Annotated in this window: 4 protein-coding genes; 1 reads left to right on the top strand and 3 read right to left on the bottom strand. The window is 73.4% G+C overall.

The features are described from left to right. A partial coding sequence (locus tag RIF68_RS33175; protein ID WP_309055150.1) for a hypothetical protein occupies positions 1-290 on the bottom strand: 290 nt, incomplete at its 3' end. 233 nt (positions 291-523) lie between these two features. On the opposite strand from RIF68_RS33175, the gene RIF68_RS33170 reads away from it, so the two are divergent. Next, positions 524-2,335, top strand: coding sequence for a thioredoxin-like domain-containing protein (locus tag RIF68_RS33170; RefSeq protein ID WP_309055148.1), 1,812 nt, complete (start codon positions 524-526; stop codon positions 2,333-2,335). A gap of 21 nt (positions 2,336-2,356) precedes the next feature. On the opposite strand, the gene RIF68_RS33165 is transcribed toward RIF68_RS33170, so the two are convergent. Both RIF68_RS33165 and RIF68_RS33160 read right to left on the bottom strand, forming a co-directional pair. Next, complete coding sequence (locus tag RIF68_RS33165) at positions 2,357-2,701, bottom strand: hypothetical protein (RefSeq protein WP_309055147.1); 345 nt, start codon at positions 2,699-2,701, stop codon at positions 2,357-2,359. 70 nt (positions 2,702-2,771) lie between these two features. After that, on the bottom strand, positions 2,772-2,896 hold a 125-nt coding region (locus RIF68_RS33160), incomplete at its 5' end, for a hypothetical protein (RefSeq protein ID WP_309055151.1).

Below are 2,896 nucleotides of genomic sequence, written 5' to 3'. Positions count from 1 at the left end.
GCGACGCACTCCACCTCCCCGAGCGCGGGCAGCGGCCGGGCGGGACAGCGCGCCGCCCCGCCGGGTACCCCGGGATCGAGCACGCGCACCTCGTACAGGTCGGCCTCACCGTTGTTGACCAGCCGGTACCGCTTCTCGACCGTCGTCCCGATCCGTACCTCCGGCGGCCGCGACCACGACCGCTCCCGCCCGTTGACGGTCACGGTCACCCGCAGCGCGTCCCCGGCGCCCCCGGCCCGCGCCTCGGTCCCGCCCAGCGCCAGACACGGCACGACGAGGAGCACGGCCATGAGCCCGCCCCTCATTCGAGAGCAGCAATAGTCCGATGATCTACCCGCACGCTCCATGCCCGCCATGCTGACGACCCGCTCCCCCCACCCCTGCGGGAAGACACACCCCGCGGCCCCCGCCCGGCCCCCTCTTTCCACCCGTACGGCACCCTTGCCTGGTGGAGCGCGTGCCCTGAGCGGGCGGTTCACGCAGGCGTGATCCCGCGCTCACGGGCGGATGGCAAGCTTGAAGGATGAACGATGCTGCTCCGGCGCCCACCCCCGCGCCCGCCCCCCGCAAGCGTGCCCGTGTCCGTGCCCCCGAGCTGGTCGGCCGGGGCGGCTGGCTGAACACCGGGGGGAAGGAACTCACCCTCGCCGACCTGCGCGGTAAGTGCGTTGTTGTTGATTTTTGGACCTTCTGCTGCATCAACTGCCTGCACGTCCTGGACGAGCTGCGGGAGCTGGAGGAGAAGCACCGCGACACGCTCGTGATCGTCGGGGTGCATTCGCCGAAGTTCGTGCACGAGGCCGAGCACCAGGCCGTGGTCGACGCCGTCGAGCGGTACGAGGTGCACCACCCCGTGCTGGACGATCCCGATCTGGCGACGTGGAAGCAGTACGCCGTGCGGGCGTGGCCGACGCTCGTCGTGATCGACCCCGAGGGGTACGTCGTCGCGCAGCACGCCGGTGAGGGGCACGCGAACGCGATCCGGACCCTGGTGGAGGAGCTGGAGGCCGAGCACGAGGCGAAGGGGACGCTGCGGCGCGGCGACGGGCCGTACGTGCCGCCGGAGCCGGTCGCGACGGATCTGCGGTTCCCGGGCAAGGCGGTGCTGCTGGAGTCGGGGAACTTCCTGGTCTCCGACACCACCCGCCATCAGCTGGTCGAGCTGGCGGAGGACGGCGAGACCGTGGTGCGCCGCGTCGGCGGGGCGGGCGAGTTCCGGGAACCGCAGGGCCTGACGGTGCTGCCGGACGGGAAGGTCGTGGTCGCGGACACCGTGCACCACGCGCTCCAGCTGTTCGACCCGGCCACCGGGGCGGTCGAGCGGATCGCCGGCACGGGCAGGCAGTGGTGGCAGGGCTCGCCGACCTCGGGGCCCGCCCTGGAGACGGACCTCTCCTCGCCGTGGGACGTGGCCTGGTGGCGGGGGAAGGTGTGGATCGCCATGGCGGGCGTCCACCAGCTGTGGACGTACGACCCGGAGACGCGGACCGTGGAGGTCGCGGCGGGCACGACGAACGAGGGCCTGGTCGACGGTCCCGCCGCCGAGGCCTGGTTCGCGCAGCCCTCGGGGCTCGCCGCCACCCCGGACCGGCTGTGGATCGCCGACTCGGAGACCAGCGCCCTGCGGTGGATCGACACCGAGGGGGTCGTGCACACGGCCGTCGGCACCGGTCTCTTCGACTTCGGCCACCGGGACGGCGACGCCGGGCAGGCCCTGTTCCAGCACCCGCTGGGCGTGACGGCGCTGCCGGACGGTTCCGTCGCGGTCAGCGACACGTACAACCACGCGCTGCGCCGCTACGACCCGGCCACCGGTGAGGTGACCACCCTCGCCACCGATCTGCGCGAGCCGAGCGACGCGGTCCTGGTGGGCGAGGACATCGTGGTGGTGGAGTCGGCGCGGCACCGGCTGACCCGGCTGCGGCTGCCCGAGGAGGCGGTACGGGTGGAGGCGGTCGCCCACCGGACGCGGCGCGAGGCCACCGAGATCGCCCCCGGCCGGCTGCGGCTCGACGTGATCTTCCAGGCGCCGGCCGGTCAGAAGCTGGACGAGCGGTACGGCCCCTCGACCCGGCTCCTGGTCTCCTCGACGCCGCCGGAGCTGCTGGTGGGCGGCGAGGGCACGGGCACGGACCTCTTCCGGGAGCTGGAGCTGAACCCGGAGGTGACGGAGGGCGTGCTGCACGTCTCCGCGATGGCGGCCTCGTGCGACGACGACCCCGCCAACGAGTACCCGGCCTGCCACGTCCACCAGCAGGACTGGGGCGTGCCGGTGAAGGTCACCGACGGGGGTGCGGCCCGGCTTCCGCTGATCCTGGCGGGCATGGACGCCTGACCCCGTCCGGGGCCGGGCCGGTCAGCGGACGAGGCCCTGGTGCCGGGAGGGGCGGCCCGCCGCCGCGTCCAGGCACCCGGCCACCCAGGCGGCCGGGTCGTGCACGGCCCGGTCGCCGCCCATGCCCTGCTGCTGCATGAGCGCGCATTCGCCGCTCAGCAGGGCTTTCGTGCGGGAGCCGTCCTGGTCGTACTTACGGATGCGCGTGGCCTGCACGTATCCGCCCTCGTAGGCGATGTCGGCGGCCCACGGCGGCCGGTCGTTGTACTGCTCGATGATCCCCCAGGCCACCGCCGTCCCGAGGAGGACGGCGGTGGCGAGCAGGAGGACGAACGTCCGCCGGGGCGGCCCTTCATGACGCTGCATGGCAGCCACGCTGCCTGGAGAGGCGTTTCGCGGATGTTTCGCCGGGCGCCGTGCCGGGGCCCGGCTCCGGTCAGCCCTCCAGGAAGGCGACGAGCGCGTTGGCGAGGAGGTAGGGGTCCTCGGCGCCGCAGAGTTCGCGGGCGCTGTGCATGGAGAGGATGGCGACGCCGATGTCGACGGTGGTGATGCCGTGGC

The organism is Streptomyces sp., assembly GCF_031178505.1.
In the GTDB taxonomy this organism is placed as follows: domain Bacteria; phylum Actinomycetota; class Actinomycetes; order Streptomycetales; family Streptomycetaceae; genus Streptomyces; species Streptomyces gulbargensis.
This window is presented reverse-complemented; position numbering and strand designations above follow the sequence as displayed.

Bases quoted from the DNA above. Each gene is read 5' to 3' on its own strand.
- RIF68_RS33165 (WP_309055147.1), bottom strand. From the start codon at position 2,701: ATGCAGCGTCATGAAGGGCCGCCCCGGCGGACGTTCGTCCTCCTGCTC.
- RIF68_RS33170 (WP_309055148.1), top strand. From the start codon at position 524: ATGAACGATGCTGCTCCGGCGCCCACCCCCGCGCCCGCCCCCCGCAAG.